Annotated in this window: 20 protein-coding genes; 17 read left to right on the top strand and 3 right to left on the bottom strand. The window is 71.4% G+C overall.

Annotated features, from left to right (window positions below):
* Positions 1-13: 13 nt before the first annotated feature.
* From pcaH to Adu01nite_RS14735, 11 genes are all read left to right on the top strand, one after another.
* Complete coding sequence (gene pcaH, locus Adu01nite_RS14785; protein WP_203727409.1) at positions 14-757, top strand: protocatechuate 3,4-dioxygenase subunit beta; 744 nt, start codon at positions 14-16, stop codon at positions 755-757.
* Complete coding sequence (gene pcaG / locus Adu01nite_RS14780) at positions 754-1,308, top strand: protocatechuate 3,4-dioxygenase subunit alpha (RefSeq protein WP_203727408.1); 555 nt, start codon at positions 754-756, stop codon at positions 1,306-1,308. Before pcaH ends, pcaG begins: the two co-directional genes overlap by 4 nt.
* Positions 1,309-1,393: 85 nt before the next feature.
* On the top strand, positions 1,394-2,587 hold the full coding sequence (locus Adu01nite_RS14775; protein ID WP_203727407.1) for a lyase family protein: 1,194 nt from the start codon (positions 1,394-1,396) through the stop codon (positions 2,585-2,587).
* A complete protein-coding gene (pcaDC, locus tag Adu01nite_RS49110) occupies positions 2,581-3,741 on the top strand; it encodes a bifunctional 3-oxoadipate enol-lactonase/4-carboxymuconolactone decarboxylase PcaDC (protein WP_203727406.1) in 1,161 nt (386 codons plus the stop codon). Before Adu01nite_RS14775 ends, pcaDC begins: the two co-directional genes overlap by 7 nt.
* A complete protein-coding gene (locus Adu01nite_RS14765) occupies positions 3,738-4,400 on the top strand; it encodes a 3-oxoacid CoA-transferase subunit A (protein ID WP_203727405.1) in 663 nt (220 codons plus the stop codon). The genes pcaDC and Adu01nite_RS14765 overlap by 4 nt, the downstream gene beginning before the upstream one ends.
* Positions 4,397-5,035, top strand: coding sequence for a 3-oxoacid CoA-transferase subunit B (locus Adu01nite_RS14760; RefSeq protein WP_203727404.1), 639 nt, complete (start codon positions 4,397-4,399; stop codon positions 5,033-5,035). The genes Adu01nite_RS14765 and Adu01nite_RS14760 overlap by 4 nt, the downstream gene beginning before the upstream one ends.
* A gap of 240 nt (positions 5,036-5,275) precedes the next feature.
* The gene (locus Adu01nite_RS14755) at positions 5,276-6,919 is read left to right on the top strand and encodes an ABC transporter substrate-binding protein (protein WP_203727403.1); all 1,644 of its coding nucleotides are present in this window, start codon (positions 5,276-5,278) and stop codon (positions 6,917-6,919) included.
* 85 nt (positions 6,920-7,004) lie between these two features.
* The gene (locus Adu01nite_RS14750) at positions 7,005-7,961 is read left to right on the top strand and encodes an ABC transporter permease (RefSeq protein WP_203727402.1); all 957 of its coding nucleotides are present in this window, start codon (positions 7,005-7,007) and stop codon (positions 7,959-7,961) included.
* Positions 7,958-8,797 (top strand): ABC transporter permease, encoded by an 840-nt coding sequence (locus tag Adu01nite_RS14745; protein WP_203727400.1) that lies wholly within the window; start codon positions 7,958-7,960, stop codon positions 8,795-8,797. The genes Adu01nite_RS14750 and Adu01nite_RS14745 overlap by 4 nt, the downstream gene beginning before the upstream one ends.
* The gene (locus tag Adu01nite_RS14740; RefSeq protein ID WP_203727398.1) at positions 8,794-9,738 is read left to right on the top strand and encodes an ABC transporter ATP-binding protein; all 945 of its coding nucleotides are present in this window, start codon (positions 8,794-8,796) and stop codon (positions 9,736-9,738) included. The genes Adu01nite_RS14745 and Adu01nite_RS14740 overlap by 4 nt, the downstream gene beginning before the upstream one ends.
* Complete coding sequence (locus Adu01nite_RS14735) at positions 9,735-10,481, top strand: ABC transporter ATP-binding protein (RefSeq protein ID WP_239132407.1); 747 nt, start codon at positions 9,735-9,737, stop codon at positions 10,479-10,481. Before Adu01nite_RS14740 ends, Adu01nite_RS14735 begins: the two co-directional genes overlap by 4 nt.
* Before the next feature lies 1 nt (position 10,482).
* Here the strand turns inward: Adu01nite_RS14735 and Adu01nite_RS14730 are convergent, their stop codons facing one another.
* On the bottom strand, positions 10,483-11,061 hold the full coding sequence (locus Adu01nite_RS14730; protein WP_203727394.1) for a TetR/AcrR family transcriptional regulator: 579 nt from the start codon (positions 11,059-11,061) through the stop codon (positions 10,483-10,485).
* 72 nt (positions 11,062-11,133) lie between these two features.
* Here Adu01nite_RS14730 and Adu01nite_RS14725 point away from each other — a divergent pair, with 72 nt between their 5' ends.
* The 3 genes from Adu01nite_RS14725 to Adu01nite_RS14715 are packed head-to-tail and all read left to right on the top strand — an operon-like array spanning position 11,134 to position 14,642.
* On the top strand, positions 11,134-11,595 hold the full coding sequence (locus Adu01nite_RS14725) for a DUF3237 domain-containing protein (protein ID WP_203727392.1): 462 nt from the start codon (positions 11,134-11,136) through the stop codon (positions 11,593-11,595).
* A gap of 1 nt (position 11,596) precedes the next feature.
* Positions 11,597-13,216, top strand: a complete 1,620-nt coding sequence (locus Adu01nite_RS14720; protein WP_203727390.1) for a CocE/NonD family hydrolase — start codon at positions 11,597-11,599, stop codon at positions 13,214-13,216.
* Positions 13,217-13,226: 10 nt separating this feature from the next.
* Positions 13,227-14,642, top strand: coding sequence for an amidase (locus tag Adu01nite_RS14715; protein WP_203727388.1), 1,416 nt, complete (start codon positions 13,227-13,229; stop codon positions 14,640-14,642).
* Between the two features lie 108 nt (positions 14,643-14,750).
* Here the strand turns inward: Adu01nite_RS14715 and Adu01nite_RS14710 are convergent, their stop codons facing one another.
* A complete protein-coding gene (locus Adu01nite_RS14710; RefSeq protein ID WP_203727386.1) occupies positions 14,751-15,770 on the bottom strand; it encodes a hypothetical protein in 1,020 nt (339 codons plus the stop codon).
* Complete coding sequence (locus tag Adu01nite_RS14705; protein ID WP_203727384.1) at positions 15,767-15,940, bottom strand: hypothetical protein; 174 nt, start codon at positions 15,938-15,940, stop codon at positions 15,767-15,769. The genes Adu01nite_RS14710 and Adu01nite_RS14705 overlap by 4 nt, the downstream gene beginning before the upstream one ends.
* Before the next feature lie 148 nt (positions 15,941-16,088).
* Here Adu01nite_RS14705 and Adu01nite_RS14700 point away from each other — a divergent pair, with 148 nt between their 5' ends.
* Genes Adu01nite_RS14700 through Adu01nite_RS14690 form a run of 3 tightly spaced genes read left to right on the top strand, consistent with a single transcriptional unit; the run spans position 16,089 to position 18,650 of the window.
* Complete coding sequence (locus tag Adu01nite_RS14700; protein WP_203727382.1) at positions 16,089-17,048, top strand: metal ABC transporter substrate-binding protein; 960 nt, start codon at positions 16,089-16,091, stop codon at positions 17,046-17,048.
* A gap of 1 nt (position 17,049) precedes the next feature.
* Positions 17,050-17,778 carry a metal ABC transporter ATP-binding protein gene (locus Adu01nite_RS14695; RefSeq protein ID WP_203727380.1) on the top strand — a complete coding sequence of 243 codons (729 nt, stop codon included), beginning with the start codon at positions 17,050-17,052 and terminating at the stop codon, positions 17,776-17,778.
* Entirely contained in the window at positions 17,775-18,650 is an 876-nt protein-coding gene (locus Adu01nite_RS14690) for a metal ABC transporter permease (RefSeq protein WP_203727377.1), read from the top strand. The genes Adu01nite_RS14695 and Adu01nite_RS14690 overlap by 4 nt, the downstream gene beginning before the upstream one ends.
* Positions 18,651-18,657 lie beyond the last annotated feature (7 nt).

The raw sequence follows: 18,657 nt of genomic DNA, 5'->3' as shown, positions 1-18,657 counted from the left end.
TAACGTCCGTGTTGTGACGACCACACAGGCGGACATCGACGGCGAGATCGCGGCCGGTCAGTCGGACGGCCCGCACGAGAACCAGCCGCGCCTCGACTACCCGCCCTATCGCAGCAGCATTCTGCGCCATCCCACCAAGGCGCTCCACCCCGTGGACCCGGAGGGCGTCGAGTTGTGGTCGCCGTGCTTCGGCCATGCCGACGTGGCCGAGGCCGAGGCCGACCTGACCATCCAGCACTCCGGTGAGCCGCAGGGTTCCCGGATCGTGGTGGCCGGGCGGGTGCTCGACGGCGCCGGCCGGCCGGTGGCCCACCAGCTCGTCGAGATCTGGCAGGCGAACGCGGCGGGCCGCTACGCGCACCTGCGCGATCAGCACCCGGCGCCGCTCGACCCCAACTTCTCCGGGCAGGGCCGCGCGCTCACCGACGCGGACGGCTACTACCGGTTCCAGACGATCCAGCCGGGCCCCTATCCGTGGCGCAACCACCTCAACGCCTGGCGGCCGGCGCACATCCACTTCTCGCTGTTCGGCACCGACTTCACCCAGCGGCTGATCACCCAGATGTATTTTCCGGGCGACCCGCTCTTCGGCCTGGACCCGATCTTCCAGTCGGTGACCGACCCGAAGGCGCGCGAGATGCTGATCGCCAAGTACGACCACGACCTGACGACCCCGGAAGTCAGCCTCGGTTACCGTTGGGACATCGTGCTGACCGGTTCGCACCGCACGCCGCTCGACCCCGAGGAGAACTCGTGAGCGCCGCCCCCGGCCAGACCGTCGGTCCGTTCTTCCACCTCGGTCTGCCCTACGACAAGGGCGACGAGCTGGTGCCGCCCGGCCGCCCGGATGCGGTCCGGCTGCACGGCCGGGTGTTCGACGGCGACGGGGTGCCGGTGCCGGACGCGCTGATCGAGATCTGGCAGCCCGGCCCGGACGGGAAGATCCTGCAGGAGCCGGGTTCGCTGCGCCGCGACGGCTGGACCTTCACCGGGTTCGGCCGGGCCGCCGTCGACCCGACCGGCCACTACTCGTTCACCACCCTCGTGCCCGGCCCGACCGAGCCCGGCAAGCCGGCGTTCTTCGCGGTCGCGGTCTTCGCCCGCGGCCTGCTCGACCGCCTGTTCACCCGGGCCTACCTGCCCGACCCGGCGACCGGCGACGCGCTGCTCGACAGCGTCGACGAGGACCGGCGCGGCACCCTGATCACCGCCGCCGACGACTCCGGCTACGTCTTCGACATCCACCTGCAGGGCCCGCACGAGACGGTCTTCCTGAGCTTCCCGAAGCACCGCGGCATCTGGGCATGACCGCCTGCACCGAGCGGCACCCAGCCGCACTCGCAGGCGGCCTCGCAGGCGAGGGCCAGAAGGGCATGCCTGAGGCAGGCTCAGCATGACCGACGGTCTGCTCTGGCCGGGCGACGACCGCGCCGGTGAGCTGTTCACCGACGCGGCCGTCGTCGCCGCCATGGTGCGGGTGGAGGCGGCCTGGCTGGCGGCGCTGCACGAGCACGACCTGGCATCGTCGGCCGACGACCTGCAGGGGCTGGTCGGCCCCGCGGACCTGCCGCAGTTGGCCCGCGACGCCGAGGGCGGCGGCAACCCGGTCATCCCGCTGCTCAAGCTGCTGCGGGCCCGGCTCGACGATCGCAATCCGGCCGCCGCGAAGGCGTTGCACACCGGCCTGACCAGCCAGGACGTGCTGGACACGGCGATCGTGCTCCAGCTGCGCGAAGCCGCCGAGACGATAAAAGCCGATATAAGTCGGCAAATCGTTTCGTTGTCCGGCCTTGCCGATCGGCACCGCGGCACTCGGATGGCCGGGCGCACACTCACCCAGCACGCCATCCCGGTCACCTTCGGTCTGAAGGCGGCGACCTGGCTGCACGCCGTCCTCGACGCCCTGGACATCCTGCTGGCCGGGGCCGACCTCCCGGCTCAGATCGGCGGCGCGGCCGGCACCCTGGCCGCGCCGACCGCCCTGGCCGGCTCGCCGGAACGCGCCCTCGACCTGGTCACGGTGACCGCGGCCAAGCTGAGCCTGCCCGCCCGGCCGCCCTGGCACACCGCCCGCGCCCCGCTCACCCGGCTCGCCGACGCGTTCGTGACCTGCACCGACGCCTGGGGCCGGATCGCCAACGACATCCTGCTCGGCAGCCGTCCGGAGATCGGCGAGCTGGCCGAACCGACCGCCGAGGGCCGCGGCGGATCGTCCGCGATGCCGCAGAAACAGAACCCGGTCCTGTCCGTCCTGATCCGCCGGGCCGCCCTGGCCGGCCCGCCGCTGGCCGCCACCCTGCACCTGGCCGCGGCCGAGGCGATCGACGAACGCCCGGACGGCTCCTGGCACGCCGAATGGTCCACGCTGCGCACCCTGGCCCGCCGCACGGTGGTGGCCGGATCGCAGGCCGCGGAGCTGTTCGACGGCCTGCAGGTCGACGCCGAACGGATGGCCGCCACCCTCGCCGCCGCCCGCCCGGGCATCGACGCGGAACGCCGCAAGATGGGCGACGACGGCCCCTACCTGGGCGCCACCGACCGCCTGATCGACGCCGCCCTCGACCGAGCACAGGAGAAGCCGTGCTGACTCCCGTCACCCTGGTCGACGCCCCCGGCCGCCCGCTGCTGCTGCTCGGGCCGTCGCTCGGAACCTCGGTGGAGACGCTGTGGGGGCGGTGTGCGCGGCTGCTGCGCGGCGACTTCCACGTCGTCGGCTGGGAGCTGCCGGGGCACGGTGAGGGCACGCCGGCCTCGGCCGGTTTCGGTGTGGCCGGGCTCGCCAAGGCCGTGCTCGATCTGGTCGACCGGGTCCGGCCGGGTGCGGTCTTCCGCTATGCCGGGGACTCGGTCGGCGGCGCGGTCGGGCTGCAACTGCTGCTGGACGCCCCGCACCGGGTCGAGTCGGCGGTGCTGCTCTGCACCGCCGCCAAGATCGGCGAGAGTGGCGGGTGGCGGCAGCGGGCCGAGACGGTGCGGGCCGAGGGCACCCAGGCGGTGGTGGCCGGGTCGATCCAGCGCTGGTTCGGGCCCGGTTTCGTGACCCGGGAGCCGGACGCCGCCGAGGCGCTGCTGGACGTGTTGCGCGGCGCCGACCCGGAGAGCTACGCCAAGATCTGCGAGGCCCTGGCCAGCTTCGACGTGCGCGCCCGGCTCGGCCGGATCACCGCGCCGGTGCTCGCGGTGGCCGGATCCGACGACCAGCCGACCCCGCCGGAGGGCCTGGAGGCGATCGCGACCCAGGTGCGCGACGGGCGGTTCGTGGTGCTCGACGGGGTCGCCCACCTCGCCCCGGCCGAGCAGCCGGAGAGGGTCGCGGAGCTGCTCGACGAGCACTTCCGGACCGAGGAGGGCGAGCGGACGATCGGCCAGACCCGGGACGCCGGGATGGCGGTGCGCCGCGCGGTCCTCGGCGACGCGCACGTCGACCGGGCGGTGGCCGGGACGACCCCGTTCACCCGCGATTTTCAGGAGCTCATCACCGCGTACGCCTGGGGGGAGATCTGGACCCGCCCGGGCCTGGACCGCCGCAGTCGCTCGATCATCACGATGACCGCGCTGGTGGCTCTCGGCCACCATGAGGAGCTCGCCATGCACGTCCGCGCCGCGCGGACCAACGGGCTCACCGACGACGAGATCAAGGAAGTGCTGTTGCAGACCGCCATCTATTGCGGCGTCCCGGCCGCGAACACCGCCTTCCGCATCGCCCAGCGCGTGCTCGACGAGTTGGGGGAGCGCTCTTGACAGCCACCGTGGTCAAGGCGGGCGAGGCCGTCGAGGCCGTCAAGGACGGTGACACCGTGCTGGTCGGCGGGTTCGGGATGGCCGGGATGCCGGTGCAGCTGATCGACGCGCTCATCGAGCACGGCGCCGGTGACCTGACCATCGTCAGCAACAACGCCGGCAACGGCGACACGGGACTGGCCGCGTTGCTCGCGGCCGGACGCGTACGCAAAGTGGTCTGCTCTTTTCCCCGGCAGTCCGACTCGTGGGTGTTCGACGGGTTGTACCGGGCCGGGAAGATCGAGCTCGAGGTGGTTCCGCAGGGCAATCTTGCCGAGCGGATGCGGGCGGCCGGGGCCGGGATCGGCGCGTTCTTCAGCCCGACCGCGGTCGGCACCCCGCTCGCCGAGGGCAAGGAGACCCGGACGATCGACGGCCGGGAGTACGTCCTGGAGTACCCGATCCGCGGCGACGTCGCCCTGATCAGCGCGTTCCGGGCGGACCGGATGGGGAACCTGACCTACCGCAAGACCGCCCGCAACTTCGGGCCGGTGATGGCGACCGCCGCCACCGTGACGATCGCCCAGGTCAGCGAGATCGTCGAGATCGGCGACATCGACCCGGAAGTGGTCGTCACCCCGGCCATCTACGTCGACCGGCTCGTGGAGGTGCCCCGATGAGCAGCGACAAGCCGCTGACCCGGCAGCAGATGGCCGAGATCGTCGCCGCCGACATCCCGGACGGCGCCTACGTCAACCTCGGCATCGGCCAGCCGACGATGGTGGCCGACTACCTGAAGCCGGGCAGCGGGGTGGTCCTGCACACCGAGAACGGCATGCTCGGGATGGGCCCGCCGGCGGTCGGCGACCAGATCGACCCCGACCTCACCAACGCCGGCAAGCAGCCGGTCACCGAGCTGCCGGGGGCGTCCTACTTCCACCACGCCGACTCGTTCGCGATGATGCGCGGCGGCCACCTGGACGTCTGCATCATGGGCGCGTTCCAGGTGTCCGCCCGTGGTGACCTGGCGAACTGGTCGACCGGGGCGCCGGACGCGATCCCGGCGGTCGGCGGCGCGATGGACCTGGCGATCGGGGCGAAGCAGGTCTTCGTGATGATGAGCCTGTTCGCCAAGGACGGTAAGCCGAAGCTGGTGCCGGACTGCACCTACCCGCTGACCGGCAAGGCGTGCGTGAGCCGGCTCTACACCGACGTGGCGTCGTTCCGGATCGACGCGGACGGCGTGCACCTGCTCGACACGTACGGCATCTCCCGCGACGAGCTCGCCGCCCGCCTGGACGTGCCGTTCACGTAAATCCGGCTGCTGCAACAAGGCCGGACGGCGTCGCCGTCCGGCCTTTCGTCGTCGCTTCTGACGAAATAACCTTCCCAGGTCAGGTGCCTTCCTAGGAGCTTCGTTAACGATTAATTTCCAGGATTGACAAACAATCGTCGGCGGGGAAACCTGAGACCGTCACCACAGCCGAGCGCTGCTCGCTCGCGGTGACGTCCGCGGGTGCGTCGATGCCCCGCGCCCGACGTCAGGGGAGCGCGAATGATCAATCCGAAATACGGCATATTTCCGTCGTTACTGGCCGCTTCGCTGATCATCGGCGGCTGCGGTTCTTCGTCCGGCACGACTGCCGGCACCTCCGGCGAGGCGATCACGCTGGTCAGCACCACGCCGGTGGCCGCCGGGGAGATCGACAAGGTCACCTGGGTGCTGCCGAACGGCGAGCCCACCTCGCTCGACCCGGCCAAGACCGGCGACTACTCGGCCAACTCGGTCGTCACCAACATGTGCGAGAGCCTGCTGCGCCTGCAGCCCGACTTCTCCACCACCGCCGGCCTGGCGTCCGCCGTCGAGCAGAAGGACGCGAAGACCGTCGTCATCAAGCTCCGCGACGGCGTGACCTTCTGGGACGGCACCGCGATGACCGCCGACGACGTGGTCTACAGCCTCAACCGGAACATGGATCCGAAACTGGCGTCGTACAGCGCGCACGTCTTCGCCAACGTCGCCTCGATCGACAAGACCGGGCCGCTCGAGGTCACCGTCAAGTTCAGCGTGCCCGACGTGCAGTTCATCCCCGACCTGGCCGGCGTCCCCGGCGCGATCATGGAACAAGCCTTCACATCAAAAGCAGGGACCGGTTTCGGTACGCCGAGCAAAGGCGTGATGTGCACCGGCCCGTTCCAGTTCGGCAGCTGGCAGACCGGGCAGAAGATCGAGCTCAAGCGCTACGACGGCTACTGGGACACGGCCGGCAAGGCCAAGGCGGCCACCTTCGACTTCGTGTTCGTCACCGACGACAGCACGATCACCAGCGCACTGCTCGCCGGTGAGGTCGACGGCATCTACGGCGCGCCGGTCAGCAGCCTGGCCGCGCTGCGCAGGAGCACGGCCGGGAAGCTCTACTTCGGGCCGAGCACCGAGACCGTGAGCCTCGGCCCGGCCTCGGCCGAGGGCCCGGCCGCCGACGCCCGCATCCGGCAGGCGCTCGACCTCGCCATCGACAAGACCACCATCGTGACCAGCGTGCTCAAGGGCGCCGGCGAGCCGCTGAAGACCTTCACCCCGCCGCTCGCCTGGTCCGGCAGCCCGGCCAAGAGCATTTACGACGACGGGTACGCCGCCCTGCCGGACACGAGCAAGGCCGACCTGGCCGCCGCCAAGAAGCTGGTGGCCGAGGCCGCGCCGAGCCGGACCGCGCTGGTCATCGCCGCGCCGGCCGGCAATCAGGCGCTGCTGCAGACCGCCACCATCGCGCAGGCCGCGGCCCAGCAGATCGGGCTGACCGTCACCATCAAGCAGCTGCAGCCGGCCGAGTTCGCCGGGCTGTTCTACGACCCGTCGCTGCGGGCCGGCATCGACTTCATCGCCACCACCGGCTACCTCGAGGTGCCGGGGGCGCTCTACTACGCGCCGGGATTCGTACTCAAGGGCGCGCAGTTCAACTGGACCGGTTACGAGGACCCGGCGGTCACGGCGAGCATCATCGGCGCGGTGTCGGCCACCGACCCGGCCGAGTCGGCCACGCAGTACGTGGCCGCGCAGGCGATCTTCGGGCCGGCCAAGCTGCAGATCACCCTGGCCGAGTCGTACAACCGGCTCTTCCTCGGCAAGCGGATCACCGGTGCCCCGGCCTCGTTCTCCTACATCAGTACCGCCTGGGCCGCTCAGGTCGGTGCCGCATGACCGCCTGCACCGAGCGGCACCCAGCCGCACCGAACAACGGCATCGAAGGCGAGGGCCAGAAGGGCATGCCTAAGGAGGGCACAGCATGACCGGCCTTCCCTGGTTCGTCGGGCGCAAGCTGGTCGCGATGCTCGGCACCGTGCTGGTCGCCAGCTTCGTCATCTACGGCGCGCTCTACCTCGCGCCCGGCGACCCGGCCGGCCTGCTCGCCGGCGGGCACGAGATGAGCCCGGCCGCGCTCGCCGCGATCCGCGCCCAGTACCACCTGGACGACCCGTTCCTGGTGCAGTACTGGCGGTGGCTCTCCGGCGTGCTCACCGGGCACCTCGGGGACTCGATGGTCGTCAAGGAGCCGGTCGGCAGCCTGATCGGGGCTCGTCTCGTCAATACGGTGCTGCTGGTCGCGTACGCCGCAATGCTGATTCTGGGTCTAGGGGTGTTGTCCGGGATTCTTGCCGCGGTCGGCGGGAAGGTCGCCGACGCGGCGGTCACCGTGACCACGACGGTGCTGATGGCGGCGCCCGCGTTCGTCGCCGCCATCGTGCTGATCTGGATCTTCGCGACCAAGCTGTCCTGGTTCCCGGTCTACGGATCGGGCACCGGGTTCGGCGACCGGATCCACCACCTGACCCTGCCGGCGATCGCGCTCAGCGCCGGCTACCTCGCCTACGTCTCCCGGATCACCCGGGCCGAGGTGCGCGCCGAACTGACCTCCGACCACGTCGTCGCCGCCCGCGCCCGGGGCGTGCGGCGGTGGGCGGTGCTGCGCAAACACGTGCTGCGCAACGCCGCGGCGCCGGTCCTCGCGGTCTCCGGCATCACCGTGGCCGGGCTGTTCGCCGGCACCGCCATCGCCGAGCAGGCGTTCGGGGTCAGCGGGCTCGGGTCGCTGCTCGTGCAGAGCGCGGCCCGGCAGGACCTGGTCGTCGTGCAGGTCCTGGCGCTGCTGCTGGTGGCCGCGTTCGTGCTGGTCAACATGCTCGTCGACGTGGCCAACGCGGTGCTCGACCCGCGTCTGCTGCGAGCCCGGGAGGCCGGATGACCCTCGCCCTGGCCACTCCCTTGCGGCTTCCCGCCCGGCGGCTCGCCTCCTTCGGCTGGGCCACCACCATCGCCGGGGTCATCTGCCTGCTGGTCGCGCTGACCGCGCTGCTCGCGCCGTGGATCGCACCGCACGACCCGACCGCGGTCGACCCGCTCAACGCCTACGCGCCGTTCTCCGCCGCTCATCCGCTCGGCACCGACGACCTCGGCCGGGACCTGCTGTCCCGGCTCATCGCCGGGTCACGGACCAGCCTGGCCGGGCCGCTCGTGGTGATCGTGCTGTCCGGCGCGACCGGCACGGCGATCGCGGTCGCGGCCGCCTGGATCGGCGGCTGGTTCGACGCGGCCGTCTCCCGGGTGCTCGACATCCTGTTCGCGTTCCCGGGCCTGGTCCTGGCGATCACCGTCACGGCCGTCTTCGGGGCCGGCTTCCTCGCGCCGGTGGTGGCGTTGTCGCTGGCCTACGTGCCGATCATCGCCCGGGTGATGCGGGCGGCGGCGCTGCGCGAGCGGTCCCTGCCCTACGTGGAGGCGCTGCGCGTGCAGGGCTTCTCCGGCTGGCACATCTGCCGCCGTCACCTGTTGCCCAACCTGGCGCCGCTGCTGGTCGTGCAGGCGGCGATCAGCTTCGGCTACGCCATGATCGACCTCGCGTCGATCTCGTTTCTCGGCCTCGGTCTCCAGCCGCCGGCCGCGGATTGGGGTCTCATGATCGCCAACGGGCAGCCGTCCATCCTGGCCGGCTTTCCGCAGCAGTCCATCGCGGCCGCCGTCGCCGTGGTGATCACCGTGGTGGCGTTCACCGTGGTCGCCGAACGGATGGCTTCGCGATGAGCGCGCTGCTCGAATTCGACCGGCTGCGAGTCGAGATCCCGACGCCGGTCGGACCGCGGCCTCTTCTTCGGTCGGTCAGCCTCTCCGTCGCGGCCGGGGAAGCGGTCGGCCTGGTCGGGGAGAGCGGGTCGGGCAAGTCGATGACCGCCCGGTCGGTGCTCGGGATGCTGCCCGGCGGGTCGGTCGCCACCGGCGCGGTCCGGTTCCGTGGTGTCGACATCGGCGGGCTCGATCCGGCCGGGCTGCGGCGGCTGCGGTCCCGCGATGTGGCGATGGTCTTCCAGGATCCGCGGGCCAGCGTCAATCCGGTGCGGACGGTCGGGGACTTCCTCACCGAGGTGCTGCGCGAACGCGGGATGTCGCGGGCGGCGGCTCGGGAGAAGGCCGGCGGGATCCTGGCCGACATCGGCGTCGACCGGCTCGCCCATCGGCTCAAGCAGCGGCCCTACGAGCTCTCCGGCGGCATGCTGCAGCGGGTCGTCATCGCGGCCGCGCTCGCCGGGGAGCCGGCCCTGATCCTGGCCGACGAGCCGACCACCGCCCTCGACGTGACCACCCAGGAGGAGGTGGTGGCGATCCTCGACGAGCAGCGGCGGCAGCGGGGGACGGCGCTGCTGTTCATCTCGCACGACCTGGAACTGGCCACGGCGGTCTGCGACCGGATCGCGGTCATGTATGCGGGCGAGATCGTGGAGATCCTGCCGGCCGCGCGGCTGCACGAGGACGCGCGACACCCGTACACCAAAGCGCTGTTGAAAGCCCGGCCCGGTTCTGTTCCGCCGGGGGAGCGGTTGCAGACCGTCCCGGGCGTGCCGCAGTCGGCCATCGACGCGCCCGCCGGATGCGTGTTCGCCGACCGTTGCCCGGTCGTCGAGCCTCTTTGCCGGGACACCATTCCGGTCCTGACCGCCGGGGTCGCCTGTCACCTGGAGGTGTCGTGATTCTCGAGGTGACCGACCTGCGCAAAGTCTTCGGGTCCCATGTGGCGGTGGACGGGGTGAGTTTCGGGGTCGGTTCGGGCGGGTCGCTCGCGATCGTCGGCGAGTCCGGGTCCGGGAAGACGACGTGCGCTCGGATCGTCGCCGGTTTGGAGCGCGCCACGGCCGGCACGATCAGGCTGGGCGATTTGACCGACAAATCGGACAGGAAATCCCGGGCGCGCATGGTGCAGATGGTCTTCCAGGACCCGTACCAGTCGCTTGATCGTCGTCAGACCGTGGCGAGCTGCCTCGACGAGGTCCTCAAGTTTCATGGCCGGGATGAACGACCCCGGCGAACAAAAGAGCTGCTCGACCTCGTCGGGCTGGACCAGCGGCACGCCAAGGCCCTGCCGAAGCAGCTCTCCGGCGGCCAGCGTCAGCGCGTGGCGATCGCTCGCGCCCTGGCCCCCGAACCCCGGCTGCTCATCCTCGACGAGGCGGTCGCCGCCCTGGACGTCTCCATCCAGGCGCAGGTCCTCAACCTGCTCGCGGATGCCCGCAAGGCGACCGGGGTCGGCTACCTCTTCATCACCCACGACCTGTCGGTGGTGCGGCACGTCTGCGACGACGTCATCGTCATGCACCGCGGCAAGATCGTCGAAGCCGGCCCGGTCGAGAAGGTGCTCACGTCACCGGAGGCGGACTACACCCGGAAGCTGGTCGGTTCGATCCCGCGCCCCGGATGGGTGCCGACCCGTGCCTGAGCTACAGCGTGGCCAGCAACGATTCGGCGGCCGTCCGGACCAGACCCCCGGAGGCGACCGGCAGCTGGAGCTCGGCCATGGTCGAGTTGCCCAGCGCCAGGCACCACAGCCCGTAGGCGGCCGAGCGTCGCTTCGGGGCGGGTGCGTCCGGATATTCCGCGGCGAGGGCGTCCTCGATCGAGTCGACCGCGCCCAGGTACTGCGTCTGCAGGATCGACCGGATCCGCTCGTCGGTGATACCGGCCGTGATCAGCTCGCGGATCACCGTGTCGTCGTCGTTGATCGGCAGGAAGCCGGCGCCGAACAGGTAGTCCATCACGATCGGCAGCTTCGCCGGCCCGGCGGCTTTCGCGATCGCGCCGGTGAACTCGGACTCGTATCCGGTGTAGAGCCACGACGCGAACGAGCGGAGCAGGTCGTCCCGGTTGCCGACGTAGTGCCGCACGTGGCTCCGGCTCAGCCCCGACTCCTCGGCGACGCGCTCCAGAGTCGTACCCGCCAAGCCGTTCTTCCGAAGGCAGCGCCCGGTGGCCTGCATGATCTGCTCGGTCCGCTCGGCGGCCATGCTCGGGCGTCCCATCGCAGCTCCCTCTCCCAGAACAGTCCGCGTTCACTCTAATTGATTGTCATAGCGACGAAGAACGGAGTCACCATGAACCTGCCCGATCCCCGACTGGCGTTCGCCTTCGAGGCCCGGGTCGACGTCGCGGAGTCGCTGCACGTCGGCCGGGGCCCGGACGAGGTGCTGATGTTCACCCCGATCACCGGCGGCACGGTTTCCGGCCCCCGGCTGAACGGCGTGGTCCTCCCCGGCGGCGGCGACTGGTCGACGACCCGCGGCGCCACCACCGAACTCGACGCACGGTATCTGCTCCGCGCCGACGACGGTGCCGTGATCGACATCGTGAACCGCGGTTTCTGGCGGGCCGACCCGGAGATCGACCGCCGGGTCGAGGCCGGCGAGGACATCCCGGAGACCGAGTACTACTACCGCACCAGCCCGGTCTTCCGCACCGACGCCGCCGAGCACCGCTGGCTGGCCGAGTCGGTCTTCGTCGGGCTCGCCCGCGGCGAGGCCGGCCAGGTCTGCATCCGCTTCTTCGAGGTGCTCTGAGATGACGATCGAGTTCCACCGCACCGGCCCCGGCCCGCTGTCGCCGGACGCCACCGAGCACATGGTGCGGATGCGCGACGGCGTCCACCTGGCCACCGACGTCTACCTGCCGGCCGGCGACGTGACGCCCGGGCCGACCGTCCTCACCCGGCTGCCCTACGACAAGACCGGCGAATACACGTTCATGCCGCGGGTCGCCGCCTGGTTCACCGCGCGCGGCTACCGGGTGGTCGTGCAGGACGTCCGCGGAAAGTTCCGCTCCGAGGGTGAGACGCTGCTGTTCGTCAACGAGGCCTACGACGGCTACGACACCATCGAGTGGATCACCCATCAGCAGTGGTCGGACGGCGTCGTCGGGATGTGGGGCGACTCCTACTACGGCTACACCCAGTGGGCGGCCGCGTCGTCCGCTCACCCTGCGCTACGGGCCATGGTCCCAAGGGTCACCGGCACCCGCCTCGGCGAACTGCCGGTGCCGGCCCCCGGCGAACGCACCCACGACGTGGAGATGTCCATCCACCGTTTCTATCCGCTGTCGATGTTCCACGACCGCGACATCCTCGAGTGGGAGCTCGACTGGACCCGGCGCCCCCTCGCGGACGCGGTCGAGGAGTTCTTCCAGGCGGTCGGGTCGCGCTCCCCGTCGTACGACCTGTGGTTCCCGCACCCGGTGAAGCTGCGCCGGTTCCCGGCCGGAAGCCCGTTCGACGCCCCCGCGGTCCCGGTCCTGCTGACCATCGGCTGGTGGGACAACTGCGCTCCGTGGCAATGGTCCGACTACCGGGAGCTGACTCAGCGCCCCGCGTGGTTACAGAACACGTTCCTGCTGCTGGAGGCCATCGACCACGAGAACAACAGCCACTTCAACCCGGCCGCCCCGCGCAATTCGTCCTGGATGGACCGCTACCTGACCCCGGCGGCCGAATTCTTCGACGTCTTCCTCCGCGGCAATGCCGCGACAATCCCACGGGTCCGCTGGCAACTGGCGAATTCGGGCGACACCGCCCTGCGCTCTGCGCAGATCTGGCCACCAGCAGGGGTACGTGTCACGCAGTTACACCCCCATCCCGACCGCACCCTGCTGCTCAACCCCGCCTCCTCGCCCACCGAGGAAACCTGGACCCACGACGCGTCGTCCCCGGTGCAGTCCCCGGTCAGGGACCCGTTCTCGTTCCTGGCCGAAAGCCCCGACGAACGCGACCTGGCCACCCACCCCGACGTCCTGTCGTTCACGGCAGCCCCGGTGACCGAGCCGCTCGACCTGGCCGGCCCGATCACCCTGACCGCGACGGTCGGCTCGGACGGCCCCGAGATGGACCTGTTCGCCCGCCTCGCGGATGTGGCCCCCGACGGCGCCACCCACCTGATCGCCCGCGGCCAGCAGACCATCCTCGACCCCGGCCGCGCCTTCGAGGTGCGGATCGACCTGGGCCAGATCGGTTACCGCCTGCACCCCGGCCACGCCCTGCGCCTGACCCTGGCCAGCAGCGACGCCCCCGAGTTCGTCCCCGTCCCCGGCACCGGCGAGCACCGCTGGCTGGCCGCCACCACCAAGCCCAACCACCAGCACGTGCTGCTCGGCGGCCCCGCCGGGTGCCGCCTGGCCATCACCGTGCGCTGAGAGGACCACCATGGACAACCGAGCCCTGACCGAGCTCTCCGCCACCGAGATCGCCGAAGCGGTCCGCACCGGCGTGGTCTCCGCCCTCGCCGTCGCCGAGGCCCACCTGGCCCGCATCGACGAGGTGAACCCGGCGGTGAACGCCGCCACCGTGGTCCTCACCGACCAGGCCCGGGCGGCCGCGGCCGCCGTGGACGCCCGCATCGCCGCCGGCCAGGACGGCGGCCCGCTGGCGGGGGTGCCGATCTCGGTGAAGGAGAACATCGACCTCACCGGCTCGGCCACCACGTCCGGCCTGCCGTTCGCCACCGACCACATCCCGGCCGAGAACGCCTCCTTCGTCACCAAGCTCCTGGCGGCGGGTGCGATCCCGGTCGCCCGCGGCAACATGCCCGACGTCGGGCTGCGCTGGGACACCGACAACGACCTCTACGGCCGCACGTGGAACCCGTGGGACCGCAGCCGGGTCCCCGGCGGCTCCAGCGGCGGCGACGCGGTCATCGTCGCCACCGGCATGGCCGCGGCCGGCCTCGGCAACGACTACGGCGGCAGCCTGCGCCTGCCCGCCCACGCCGCCGGCATCGCGGCGTTGCGCCCGTCGGCCGGCCGGGTGCCCGCCCCGACCCGCCAGATCATGCCGATCGAGCTGTCGTTGCAGGCGTTCGCGGTGAACGGTCCGCTGGCCCGCACGGTCGCCGACCTGGACCTGCTCTTCGGCGTGATGCACGGCGCCGACGACAACGACCCGCTGAGCGTGACGGTCCCGCACCCGTCCGGCTACGACGGCCCGCGCCGGGTAGCGGTGACGGTCGACCCGGCAGGTTGGGGCGTGGAGCCACAGGTGGCCGCGGCGGTCCGGGCCGCCGCCCGGGCGCTGACCGAGGCCGGCTGGGAGGTCGAGGAGGTAGAGCCGCCGCAGGTGGACCGCTGCGCCACCCTGTGGCGCCAGATCTCCGCGTCGGAGATGGCCCCGGCTCTGCTTACCCCGGGCGTCTTCCCGGGCCCGCTGTCGGCCGGCACCGTCAAATACTTCACCGACAACGTGGCCGGCGTGGACCTCCTCGACACCGCCGCCACCTACTCCGCGGCCTGGGCCGAACGACACGCCCTCGCCGCCCGGTGGCGCCGGTTCAACACGCGTTACCCGGTGGTGCTCGGCCCGGTGACCACGGCGGCGATGCCGGCGATCGGCTGGGACCTGTCCGGCCCCGAGGCAACCACCGAGCAGTGGCAACAGCACCGCCTGCTGGTAACCGCCAACTTCCTCGGCCTGCCCGCGGTGGCGGTCCCGACCGGCGTGACCGACGGCCGCCCCCAGGGCGTCCAGGTGATCTCCCGCCTGCACGGCGAACACATCGCCCTGGCCGCGGCCCGGGCGATCGAGGCCGCCCACCCCGCCATGACCCCGATCGACCCCCGCCCCTGACCGGCGCGGTCCGGGCGGCGGCCAGTTCCAGCGGGGCCGGGCTGGTCACCCGGTGCACTATCGCCGCCGCCCCGGACCCGCCCACCTGCCGGTGGGCGAGGCCTGGATTCAGCTCGCTCCCAACGCCGGGCCACCGTCGTCCGGGACACCCAGCCGAGGCTGCCCCGCCGCGCCAGCCGGGCCCGGTCGCGCCGCGATCACGGCGGCGGCGATGGCGAACAGGCCGATGATCGTGCAGATCAGCGTGAACGTTCCACCGTGCGAGGTGTCCACGTTGCCCGGCCGGGGCGAGCCGTGCGGGTAGGCCATCACCTCGCACGCGTCTCGGTAGAACTCGTAGGCGAGCAGCGTGGCAGCGATGAAGCCGCCGGTGGCCAGGGCCGTCGCGAGCCGGCGGCGGGCGAGCGCGGTGACCAGGAGCCAGCCGGTGAGCAGACCGGCGACGGTCCCGGCGATGGTCAGCGGCCGCAGCGGGGCGGGCTCCACCGGCCACACCCTGATGTTGTAGCTGGCCGCATCGGTGAAGGGGGCGCCGGTGAGGACCCGGGCATCGCCCCACAACCTCAGCCCACCGCTGGTCGCCGTCCAGGTGCCGTACCTGATCGGGACGGCGGCGGTCATGTCTTCGCGGGGGATGGTGCGGCCTTCACTCTCCCGGAACGACGTGATCCGCCACCCGGCGCCGGTCAGCGCGTCGCGGATCCGGGCGGACGACCAGCCCGCGGTGCCATCGGCCTGGATCGCGACGCTCGGTCCCTGCTGCGCCGACGTCTCGTGATAGAGCGGGGCGTCGCCGGGTATCCCGGTCAGGCCGGTGTTGAGGGCCTGCACCTTCCGGTCGGACGGGATGGCGGCGGCGGTCTGCCAGGCGATCCAGGTGCCGGCCGCGGCACCGAAGCCACCCAGCACGGCGGCGGCGAGCAGAGCGGCCACCCAGGCGAGCGGGCGCCGGGCGGGCAGTTTGAAGCGCTGCCACAGGCCGGAGAGGACCAGGTGCAGGCCGGGCCGGCGGCCGTCCTCGGCCATCTCCAGCAGGGTGGTGAGGATTTCGGTGCCGCGGTGGTCACGGTAGGACCGGGGATAGGCCCGGAGCAGCCGCCGGTAATGCCGTTCGGAGCGGGTGGTCACAGCGCACCCCCGAACGCGGGGCGCAACCGGGCGGCGGCCGCGTCGGCGTTGCGCCGTAGCCGCTGCACCTGGCTGGTCAGCGCCGCCGCTCCGGATTCGGTGAGCTCGCCATACCCATGGGTGGGCTCAGCCGCGAGGGCGGTGCGAATCAGAAACGTCGGCTCCCGCATGCCGAGCGACACTACCTCAGACGATATATAACGCCAAGCGTTATGTAGCGGTCGATCTGCACGTGCACAGGTAGTCATCTTGCTATTAGACGATTTTTATTGGAAATGATTATCGTTCTGCTCCTCAGTCAAGGGGAGCAGGGAACACATGAAGCATCGGCAACGTGCACTCTGGACCGTGGTGGTGGCTGCGGCCGTCACCGCTCTGGCGGGCTGTGGCTCCGGCGATGACGCCGTGGGGAACTCGGCTGCCGCGGCCGACGGTGCCGCCGCCCTTGCGGTGGTTGCCACCACGCCGGAGGTCGCCGACTTCGCCCGCAACATCGGGGGCGGCGATGTTGCCATCACACAGATCATCAAGCCCAACGTCGACCCGCACGAGTACGAGCCGACGCCCGCCGACATCCAGGCGATCGGCACGGCCAAGGTCGTACTCAAGAATGGGGTCGGTCTTGAAAAATGGCTCGACCAGACGATCGCGTCGGCCGGCTTCAAAGGGGCGGTCGTCGACTCCAGCACCGGCGTGACCCTGCGTAAGGGCGATCCCGGCGACGAGGAGATGGCCGACGGGGATCCGCACATCTGGCACAACCCGCAGAACGCCAAGATCATGGCGACAAACATCGAGAAGGGGCTTGCGGCGGCCGATCCGGCGCGGGCCGCGACCTTCGCCAAGAACCTGGCCGCGTACGCCGCTGAGCTCGACAAGCTCGACGCCGACAACGAGGCCGCGTTCGCGAAGCTGCCCGCCGCGGACCGCAAGCTCGTCACCAACCACGACGCCTTCGGGTATTACGTGGACCGGTACCAGCTCGAGTTCGTCGGGTCGGTCATCCCGAGCATGGACACGTCGGCCGAGCTCTCCGCCAAGCAGCTCACCGAGCTCGTCGCGAAGATCAGGGCGACCGGGACCAAGGCGATCTTCACCGAGAGCTCGCTGCCGCCGAAGACGGCGGAAGCCATCGCGAAGCAGGCGGGGGTCAAGGTGGTCGGGGGCGAGGACGCCCTGTTCGGCGACAGCCTGGGTGCGGAGGGTACGCCGGAGGGCACCTACCTGGGCGCCGAGAAGCACAACACGCAGGTGATCGTGTCGGCGCTGGGCGGCTGACGTGGATTCCGCCCTGCAGTACGACGGGGTGAGCGTCGGCTACCACGGAACGCCGGTGCTCACCCACGTCGACCTGGACCTGGCCGCTGGGCAGAGCCTGGCCCTGGTCGGCCCGAACGGGGCCGGCAAGTCCACCCTGATCAAGTCGGTCCTGGGTCTGGTGCCGGTGCTCGGCGGGACCGCATCGGTGCTCGGTGTGAGCCCGGCCGCGGCCCGGGGGCTGGCCGGTTACGTACCGCAGACCGACACCCTCGACGCCGACTTCCCGGTCAGCGCCCGGCAGGTGGTGATGATGGGCCGCTACCGGGAGATCGGCTGGTGGCGGCCGGCCCGCGCGGCCGATCGGCGAGCGGTGGCCGAGGCCCTCGACCGGGTCGGGCTGGCCGACCGGGCCGGGCACCGCTTCGGCACGCTCTCCGGCGGTCAGCGGCAGCGGGTGCTGCTGGCCCGGGCGATCGCCGCCGAACCGCGGCTGCTGCTGCTCGACGAGCCGTTCAACGGTGTCGACGCGGTCAGCCAGGAGGCGATCGCGGGCGCGTTGCGGCAGCTCACCGCGGCCGGTACGGCCCTGGTGCTGAGCACCCACGACCTGGCGGTGGCGCGCGACCTCGCCGACCTGGTGTGCCTGGTCAACGGGCGGCAGTGGGCGGTCGGCCCACCGGCCGAAACCCTGACGGTGGCGAAGTTGCGCGAGGCGTACGGCGACCGGGGAGTGCTGGTCGAGCTGTGATCGAGCCGTTCACCGCCCCGTTCATGGCGCGGGCGCTGGCCGAGATGGTGCTGCTGGCGCTGGTCTGCGGCCCGGTCAGCGTCTTCGTGTTCGCCCGGCGGCTGTCGTTCGTGTCCGACGCGCTCACCCACACGATCTTCCCCGGCGTGGTGATCGGGTTCGTGGCCGGCGGGCTCGACGGCCTGTTCGTCGGCGCACTCGTCGCGGGCCTGGTCACCGCCGTGGTGCTGACCGTGCTGACCCGCGGCGCCCGGGTGTCCGACGACGCGGCCACGGCGGTCGTGCTGACCGCGATGTTCTCGATCGGCGTGGTGCTGGTGTCACGGCGATCGTCGTACACCTCGGATCTGACGTCTTTTCTGTTCGGCCGCCTGCTCACCGTTACGCCCGGGCAGATCGCCGAGACCGCGGTGCTCGCGGCGGTTGTCCTGGTGGCGCTGCTGATCGGGGCCCGGGCCCTGCTGTTCCGCACGTTCGACCCGGCCGGCGCGGCCGCCGCGGGCTACCGGATCGGCCGGCTCGACCTGTGGCTGAACGTCATCGTCGCGCTGGTCGTGGTGGCCGCGGTCCGCGCGGTCGGCACGATCCTGGTGGTGGCGCTGCTGATCGTCCCGGCCGCGGCGGCCCGCATGATCACCGACCGGCTGGCCGCGATGGCGGTGATCGGCACGCTGCTGATCGCGGGCGCCGGCTATGCGGGCCTGCTCGCCAGTTGGACCGCCTCGCTGACCTACGGCATCGCACTGACCTCGGCCTCGTCGGTGGTCCTGCTACTGGTCGCCGCCTACCTGCTGCTCATCCCGGTGCGCCTGCTGCGCACCCGCCGGCCACCGGCCCCGGTCGAGAGGAACTCCCCGCATGAGCGTGCGTAGCGAGCGA

The sequence above is a fragment of the Paractinoplanes durhamensis genome, from assembly GCF_016862175.1.
In the GTDB taxonomy this organism is placed as follows: domain Bacteria; phylum Actinomycetota; class Actinomycetes; order Mycobacteriales; family Micromonosporaceae; genus Actinoplanes; species Actinoplanes durhamensis.
The sequence above is the reverse complement of the archived record's forward strand: the minus strand, read 5'-3'. Positions and strand labels throughout refer to the sequence as shown.

Excerpts from the sequence above, each read along its gene's own strand:
- Adu01nite_RS14775 (WP_203727407.1), top strand. The coding sequence starts at position 1,394 with ATGACCGACGGTCTGCTCTGGCCGGGCGACGACCGCGCCGGTGAGCTG.
- Adu01nite_RS14760 (WP_203727404.1), top strand. The coding sequence starts at position 4,397 with ATGAGCAGCGACAAGCCGCTGACCCGGCAGCAGATGGCCGAGATCGTC.
- Adu01nite_RS14755 (WP_203727403.1), top strand. The coding sequence starts at position 5,276 with ATGATCAATCCGAAATACGGCATATTTCCGTCGTTACTGGCCGCTTCG.
- Adu01nite_RS14750 (WP_203727402.1), top strand. The coding sequence starts at position 7,005 with ATGACCGGCCTTCCCTGGTTCGTCGGGCGCAAGCTGGTCGCGATGCTC.
- Adu01nite_RS14745 (WP_203727400.1), top strand. The coding sequence starts at position 7,958 with ATGACCCTCGCCCTGGCCACTCCCTTGCGGCTTCCCGCCCGGCGGCTC.
- Adu01nite_RS14740 (WP_203727398.1), top strand. The coding sequence starts at position 8,794 with ATGAGCGCGCTGCTCGAATTCGACCGGCTGCGAGTCGAGATCCCGACG.
- Adu01nite_RS14730 (WP_203727394.1), bottom strand. The coding sequence starts at position 11,061 with ATGGGACGCCCGAGCATGGCCGCCGAGCGGACCGAGCAGATCATGCAG.
- Adu01nite_RS14725 (WP_203727392.1), top strand. The coding sequence starts at position 11,134 with ATGAACCTGCCCGATCCCCGACTGGCGTTCGCCTTCGAGGCCCGGGTC.
- Adu01nite_RS14720 (WP_203727390.1), top strand. The coding sequence starts at position 11,597 with ATGACGATCGAGTTCCACCGCACCGGCCCCGGCCCGCTGTCGCCGGAC.
- Adu01nite_RS14715 (WP_203727388.1), top strand. The coding sequence starts at position 13,227 with ATGGACAACCGAGCCCTGACCGAGCTCTCCGCCACCGAGATCGCCGAA.
- Adu01nite_RS14705 (WP_203727384.1), bottom strand. The coding sequence starts at position 15,940 with ATGCGGGAGCCGACGTTTCTGATTCGCACCGCCCTCGCGGCTGAGCCC.
- Adu01nite_RS14700 (WP_203727382.1), top strand. The coding sequence starts at position 16,089 with ATGAAGCATCGGCAACGTGCACTCTGGACCGTGGTGGTGGCTGCGGCC.